Origin of the sequence: Bifidobacterium sp. UMB1197 (assembly GCF_030217745.1) — a bacterium.
Taxonomy (GTDB): Bacteria; Actinomycetota; Actinomycetes; order Actinomycetales; family Bifidobacteriaceae; genus Bifidobacterium; species Bifidobacterium vaginale_B.
The window spans coordinates 186,783-192,989 of sequence record NZ_JASOOL010000003.1 but is presented as its reverse complement, the minus strand read 5'-3'; the positions used below and the strand labels follow the sequence as shown (position 1 = coordinate 192,989).

Sequence of the window (6,207 nt, the reverse complement as noted above, 5' to 3'; positions counted from 1 at the left end):
AAAAAAAAAATGGAATAAAAAATGTAAAATACACTAAAAAACAACTATTTTTTATAAAAAACTAACCTTAAACAAAAATAGTTAATGTAAATTATTACAAATCTTTAAAAAATAAAACAAGAATCACGCACGTTGCAACACTCTTATAAACAAATAATTCGCTATGATTAAGTAGTGAATAAAACAGAATTTAATCGCAAGAAGCAGGGTGGCTTAAATGTTAGACGTTGTTCAATTATATAAAGAGCTTGACAATATGTTTGCAAGCCACGCAAACGCACACGAAATCGAAAAATACTTGATGGATGCGCTGCACGAAGCAAATTGCGCATATGGCAAATCGCAAGAATCAAACGCTCAAGCATTGCAACTATCTGTATTAAATGAGTTGATGGGATTTTATAGGTCTAGAGGAGAACACACAAAAAACAAGCCAATCATTGATAATGCGCTAGATTTGGCAAAAAAGATGGATTTAGCAGGCAGCGAAGCAGGCACAACGACGCTGATTAACGCTGCTACAAGCCTTCGCGCAGCTGGCGATTATGAACGCGCAAAAAACATTTACAATCAGGCGTTAAAAGAAGCCGCCAAAACGCTTGGACCTAAAAATCGCAAATTGGCAGCACTTCACAACAATCTTTCAATGCTTTACAGCGAAACAGGAAGCACTGCAAAGGCTGTTGAGCAGCTTAAAAAGGCGCTTGAAATCTTGGAAGAAACGAGTTTAAACACTTCTACCGATATTGACGTAGCAGCAACTCACACAAATATTGCGTTGGCGATTTTGCAGGAAGCGCGGGAAGTACAAGAAGCGCGGGAAGTACAGGAAACGCAGGAAGCACAAGAGGAGCAAGAGGCGCAAAATAGCTACCCTTCCCTAGTAAATCTTGCTTTTAGTCATGCGCAAAAAAGCATAGACATTTATAAAGCTGGCGGCAACCAGAATCAGCCGCATTATGCATCCGCTTTGGCAGGTTTTGCGCAAGTTCAATACGCAATGGAAAACTACACTAGCGCGGCACAAAGCTACAAAGAAGCACTTGATTTGATTGCACAATGCTACGGGGAAGATAGCGAGTCGTATGCGATTACGCTGGAAAATTTGCGGCAAGCGCAGAAGGCAGCAGAAAAATTTACGACTGGCGGCGTGGCGGATGCGATTCAGTGTGCTGCGGAAAAATCGCAAGCAACCACACAAGCACAGCCAGAGTCAAATAAAACTACACAATCAAACAAAAATATAAAAGCAGAAAATAATCCAAAAATAAAAAACGGCATGCAACTTGCAAAAGAATATTGGCAAACCTACGGAAAGCCGCTGCTTGAATTACCAAAATTTAAAGACTACAAAAACCGCATAGCTGCAGGATTAGCGGGCCACGGATCGGAATGCTACGGATTTGACGACGAGATTTCACGCGACCACGATTTTGGACCAGGATTCTGCTTATGGCTTACAGATGAAGACTATGCGAAAATTGGCGAGTGTTTGCAAGCAGCTTACAACGATTTGCCGCAAGAATTCGCTGGTTTTGGCTCTCGCGAAGAAACTCCGCGCGCTAAATCATGCGAAGGCAGCAAGCGAGTCGGAGTATTTAGCATAAGCGAATTTTTTGAAAACATAACGGGATTTGCTACTGCTCCAAGCCAAGACGAGCCGCATTTATGGCTTTCGCTAAGCGAGCCAACACTTGCTGCAGCTACGAACGGCCAAATTTTTGCAGACCCACTTGGAGAATTTAGCAAAACGCGTCAAAGTTTTAAACTCATGCCAGACGATGTGCGAATCTCGCTAATCTCCAGAAGGCTTGGCATGATGGCTCAAGCAGGTCAATACAACGTTCCACGAATGCTAGCGCGAAAAGACGGAGCTGCAGCGTGGCTTTCTATAAACGAGTTTGTGCGCGCAACCGCTTCAATCGTATTTTTGCTAAATAACCCAATAAGCGCAGGATACTTGCCATATTACAAATGGCAATTTGCAGCACTTCGCAAGCTAAGCGCGCGAATGGCGTCTAGGCTTTCTGGCGTAGCAAATCAACTTGAATCGCTTATGCGACTAAGTAGTGCGGCGTGCTTTGGCGGAATCGGATTTGGCGAAGGCACAAAAGGAAGCAGCGAAGCCGAATCTAAAATAAACGAGATTATTCAAAACGTGTGCAACGAAGTAGTGGAAGAGCTTAAATATCAAGGCTTAAGCGATTGCAATGAAACTTTTTTGGAATGGCAGCGCCCGTATGTTGAAGCGCATATTAATTCGCGCGCTACGTGCTTAAGGAGCTTATGATGTGCAATTCATTATCAAATTCGAAAACACAAAATCCAAAAACGCAAAAGCTTGCCGAAGAGATTACAAAACTAGAATGGCAGCAATTCCAGCTTACGCAAAACGAAGGCGGACGCGCGAACTGTCAAGGAAACTGGCCAACATTCCACATTATGCGAATGAGCCAATTTTTAACTTGGCCGCGCGATTTGCAAGAGTCTTATAAAAAAGATCTTGAGCGCGCAAATAGCGATGGCGGTAATTTGATAACAGAAAAATATGCAAGAATGATGGAGTCTACTGCTCCTGAAATTTTTGAGCGCACGATTAAGCCTTATATTAAGCCAATTTTAGAGCCTAGAAAAAGCGAGCAAGAGAAGATTATTTTAACGCAAGTTAAATGGGCGGACGATTTTCGCAATCGCTACCCTCATTTAGGTCTTGCAATGCGCGTTCTAAAAACAAGCGAAGATACAGCAGAAAATACGTCTTTTGAAACGTATTTGCGAGGAGAATTAAGCACGTATTCTAACGATACTTTTGCTAAATATAAGGCTTTTATAGAAGATTTGACGGCAAAAAATCTAAATCTTACGCAAATGATTATTGAAAATACTGTGCACATGTATGGCTACGATTCGCTTGAATCCGCCGACAAATGTTGATGTAACTACAGTGTGAATAATTTTGCAGATGCACAGCCAATTCTTTGCACAGTTTTTAAGCTACGCAAATCCGATTCAACAAAAACAGTAGAACTTGCGTTCAAACCATTTTTGTGCAAAAAATCTCGATAAATCATAATATTCGGCTTGCGCAAATGCGATTCGCAAGATGCACTAACGCCATTTATCTCGCCAAGTATTGGGCAAGTTGCTCGCGCGCAATCAATCCACTCTTGCGAAGCATTTCCCAACGCCCAAACGCGCACACCTTTTGCAATCAAATCGCGAGCAACAGAGGCAAAACGCGATCGCTCCCCTAAAAATCCGCGTGAAAAATTCTTAAAATACAGGCGATAAAGCCAAGTTACAGCAGGACCGTGATGCTCGCTAAACGATTCCAGCGCGCGCTGGCTGCTCCATGCCGCCTCTCGCAAAGCCTCATGAAACTCAAAACCCCATTCTGGCTCGTAGCTAAACAGAACTTCGCCAATATAATCTGGATAATCCAATTCCAACGTGCGCCGCGCATCCCAATCAACAAGAAGATGCAAGTCAAAAACAACATCCGTTATGCTGTTTTCAACAATTTTTTGCGCACACAAATCGCAGCAGCCATCACTATTCTTGCAATCATCACTATTCTTAAAATCATTGCGATTAGGCGAAAAATCTTCTGCATAAATCATTAAAAATCCTAAATTATTCGGTTGGAGAAATTCCGCCAGCATAGGACGACATTCCAGAAGCGCCAGCACCAGAAACACCAGCGCCAAAGCTAGCAGGCAAATTGTTCAAATTATACCCAAGCGCCTCAAGCTGCGCGCGCCCATCTTCCGTAATATTTTCAACACTCCAACGCGGCTTCCAAGTCCAATCAATTCTAAATTCGTCTACAAGCCCCACCAGCGCACTCGCACACTCGTCTTCAATCAAATCCGTAAGCGGGCAAGCAGGCGTTGTAAGCGTCATTGTAAGAATCGCGCGACCAAGCTCATCAATCTCAATCCCATAAACCAAGCCCAAATCAACAACATCAATACCAAGCTCTGGGTCTAAAACATTGTGCAAAGCCTCTTGAATATCTTCCTCGCTTACGCGCCCAATATTGTTTGCGCTAAGAGTTGATTCTGCTTGATTTTCTGCCATCTTGTTCCTTATTTTTGGTGTTACACTGCGATTTATAAAGCCTCATACGATTTTATAAAGCCTCAATAGCCTTTGCAATACCGTCTTTTAAGCCTTCCCACGCAAGCAACGCGCACTTGATTCGCATTGGATATTTAGAAACGCCTTGAAAAACCATTGCATCTTCCAAATCATCCTCGTCTTGCTCGCTTTTTAACCCCGCTCCCCTAGATTCCATAAGCTTGTGGAAAAGAGCGGCCAATCGCAAGGCATCCGCAACAGTTTTTCCCTCAACCAAATCAACCATAATCGAAAGACTCGCTTGAGAAATCGAGCAACCGTGGCCATCCCACTTAATGCTTTTAACAAGCGCATTGCTTGAATTATCAACGTTTTTAGCGAGTTCAACATGCATTGTAACCTCATCTCCGCAAGTTGGGTTAAATTGATGAGATTCGCCGAATGCGTAGTCTTTATTAGCTTCTACAGCACAATTTTCGTGATGATTTGTAATTGTTATATTAGAATCGTTTTTTAACTCATCGGCTGCTTGCGACTTTTCCGTAGCCGCATCAGCTTTTTCTTCACGCTCTTCCTGCATTTCTGCTTTTAAAAGACTCTCTGTGCTCAAAAAATGCGTTTTTCCATGCGGATTTCTAGCAGCATCCAGAATCACTTCTTGATACATGCTTTCTAAGCCACTACCATCATCAAAACTCATATCGAACATACGCACTCCTTGCTTTAAAATATTAGACTATGCGCCAAAATATGCGCGAACGCGGGAAACGGCTTCCACAAGCACGCTAGCTTCTTCGATTGTGTTATAAACACCAACAGATGCGCGATTGGAAGCATACACGCCAAAATGGCGATGAATCGGCTGAGCGCAATGATGCCCAACGCGAATCGCGATTCCTTGCGCATCCAAAAACTGGCCAACGTCGTGCGGATGCACGCCTTCAACTTCAAAAGAAACTGTGCCAATGCGATTGTTTAAATCGAGCGGGCCAAGAACGCGAACGCCTGGAATATCTTGTAATTCCAGTAATTTAGCTGCAATGCACTTCTCGTGTTCTGCAACTTTTTCCATATTTAACTCGCGCAGCCAATCCGCAGCAACTCCTGCCGCAACCATTTGTGCAACCGGCTGAGTCCCTGCCTCAAAACGGTAAGGCGCATCCATGTATTGTGCCGGCTTGTTAAGCCATGCAAGCTCCACCATAGATCCTCCAAAATTGGCTGGCGGAAGTGCATCTAAAAGATTGCGGCGGCCATACAAGAATCCAACACCCGTAGGACCGTACATTTTATGCGCACTAAACGCTGCAAAATCAACGTCTAGAGCGTGAAAATCAACAGGAATATGTGGAACAGACTGGCACGCGTCAAGAACAAAAATCGCCCCAACTTGGTGCGCACGCTTGCAAATTGGCGAAACATCTGTGATTGCGCCCGTAACGTTGCTAATATGCGTAACAGCAACGATTCTAGTGCGCTCATCAATAACAGTGCTTAGATAATCCGCGTCCGCTCGCACGCGGCCATCTTCAGTTACATCAATCCAGCGAAGCTCCGCGCCTGAGCGAATCGCAAGCTCTTGGAATGGCAACAAAACGGAATGATGATCTGCCCTAGAAACAACAATATTGTCTCCCTTATTAATCACAAAATTATGACTCAAAGTTAAGTTATCTTCCGTAAAACCAGGGCGATTTAGCCTAGCGTTAATCGTTGCATTTCCAATAGAAGTGGCGAGAAGATTCAGCGCTCCTGTAGCCCCAGGTGTAACAACAATCTCTTCGCTGCCTTCTTTGCTACAAGCACCAACCAGCTTTGCAACTTTTGCACGCGCTTCTTCAAAAGCAACTGTGCTAAGCGCTGCCAACTCGTGCGCTCCTCTATGCACGCCAGCATTAATCGTTTTATAAAACTCGCTTTCGGCGTTAATCACAACTTGCGGCTTTTGGGAAGTTGCTGCAGAATCCAAGTAAATCAAGGGTTTTGAATGTACTTTGCGGCTTAAAATGGGAAATTGAGAGCGCAAATCTTCAAAATCGCACATTAACGCATTATCTGTTTTAAGATTTTTATGATTAAACATTCAAAATCCCCTTTTAAGCAAATTTATAACTTAAAAGCCGCTCC

6 protein-coding genes are annotated in these 6,207 nt (G+C 43.5%); 2 read left to right on the top strand and 4 right to left on the bottom strand.

What is annotated here, in order from left to right; genetic code table 11:
• The first annotated feature begins 217 nt into the window (after positions 1-217).
• Both QP420_RS03380 and QP420_RS03375 read left to right on the top strand, forming a co-directional pair.
• Positions 218-2,290: a DUF4037 domain-containing protein gene (locus QP420_RS03380; RefSeq protein WP_481616536.1), complete on the top strand. Its 2,073-nt coding sequence runs from the start codon at positions 218-220 to the stop codon at positions 2,288-2,290.
• Positions 2,290-2,934, top strand: coding sequence for a DUF4125 family protein (locus QP420_RS03375; protein WP_481616535.1), 645 nt, complete (start codon positions 2,290-2,292; stop codon positions 2,932-2,934). Before QP420_RS03380 ends, QP420_RS03375 begins: the two co-directional genes overlap by 1 nt.
• Positions 2,935-2,939: 5 nt before the next feature.
• Here the strand turns inward: QP420_RS03375 and QP420_RS03370 are convergent, their stop codons facing one another.
• From QP420_RS03370 to QP420_RS03355, 4 genes are read right to left on the bottom strand one after another with little or no spacing between them, the layout of a single operon-like run.
• Positions 2,940-3,620 carry an HAD family hydrolase gene (locus QP420_RS03370; protein ID WP_481616534.1) on the bottom strand — a complete coding sequence of 227 codons (681 nt, stop codon included), beginning with the start codon at positions 3,618-3,620 and terminating at the stop codon, positions 2,940-2,942.
• A gap of 13 nt (positions 3,621-3,633) precedes the next feature.
• Positions 3,634-4,080, bottom strand: a complete 447-nt coding sequence (locus QP420_RS03365; protein ID WP_481616533.1) for a metal-sulfur cluster assembly factor — start codon at positions 4,078-4,080, stop codon at positions 3,634-3,636.
• A 52-nt stretch (positions 4,081-4,132) separates the two neighbouring features.
• Positions 4,133-4,789, bottom strand: coding sequence for a Fe-S cluster assembly sulfur transfer protein SufU (gene sufU / locus QP420_RS03360; protein ID WP_481616532.1), 657 nt, complete (start codon positions 4,787-4,789; stop codon positions 4,133-4,135).
• Between the two features lie 27 nt (positions 4,790-4,816).
• Positions 4,817-6,163: a SufS family cysteine desulfurase gene (locus QP420_RS03355; RefSeq protein ID WP_481616531.1), complete on the bottom strand. Its 1,347-nt coding sequence runs from the start codon at positions 6,161-6,163 to the stop codon at positions 4,817-4,819.
• Positions 6,164-6,207: the final 44 nt, after the last annotated feature.